Below are 936 nucleotides of genomic sequence, written 5' to 3'. Positions count from 1 at the left end.
ATTTAGGGTGTTTGTAAAAACCTAGTAAGCCAATGATTATAGCGGTTGGTATTGCTGCAACCATACACATGATAATCGATGCCACAATTGCATCTGCCAATCCAAATACAATTGGAATATAGATATATAAGACTGAACCACCGACAATGAGGTAGATAAGTTGTCTAGTCGATATGATTCCTAAGATATTTTTCATATCACTCGTCATATCCTCAGGAACTTGAGCTTGTCTCATATGCTAACCCCCTTTAAGAAAGTGTTTATATGTAAATGAACAAATCAATATCTATTAAATCTATAAAAGTATAAACTAATACCCTTCCCCTTTTTTATAAAGAAGAAGGGTATATTAGTTCGGCTTAAAATGAAATAGGCATGATCATACCGAAACTAGCAATCCATCCAGCGATATCATATGCTTTAACGATAATGAAACCGCCAACCGCAACAAAACCTAATGCGACTAGACCTTCTGTTCGTTTTTGAGGATTACCAGATGAACCAGATAGTTTCATTCCCGCAATAACCAAACAAACAAGTACCCAGAAACCACCAACCGCAATCACGATGTTTACTAGATTTTCAACATCACTGAAAAAACCCGAGCTTTCAATACTACTACCGCCACCTGATAGCGGATTACTTGGTGTTGCCAGTGCTGTCATGGCTGGTGCTGTTAATGCAAGTACTGTTGCTGCTAACCCCTGTAATATTTTTTTCATATTCCCACCTCCATAAATGATTAATTTGATGTTATAAATTCAACGGGACACATAAAAAAATACGCCCCAATTTATACACGAACGACCTGCTAACAAGGCAGGCTTCATGCACAAATTGGGGCGCTCCCAATCTAGTATTCTATTGAACTAACTAAGGTGATTGTAAACTACATAAATGCTATGAATTTACAAAGGAAAAATACCTTGGATAAAC

Annotated in this window: 2 protein-coding genes; both read right to left on the bottom strand. The window is 37.0% G+C overall.

The features are described 5' to 3' along the window. Positions 1–235, bottom strand: a 235-nt coding sequence (locus ACTWQB_RS17340; protein ID WP_443140399.1) for a PrgI family mobile element protein, incomplete at its 3' end; no start/stop codon positions are given. 124 nt (positions 236–359) lie between these two features. Further along, positions 360–722: a pilin gene (locus ACTWQB_RS17335; protein ID WP_443140398.1), complete on the bottom strand. Its 363-nt coding sequence runs from the start codon at positions 720–722 to the stop codon at positions 360–362. Positions 723–936 lie beyond the last annotated feature (214 nt).

This window comes from Piscibacillus sp. B03 (genome assembly GCF_052246295.1).
Taxonomy (GTDB): Bacteria; Bacillota; Bacilli; order Bacillales; family Alkalibacillaceae; genus Piscibacillus.
Note: the sequence above shows the minus strand (reverse complement) of the source record. Positions and strands in the feature narration are given on the sequence as shown.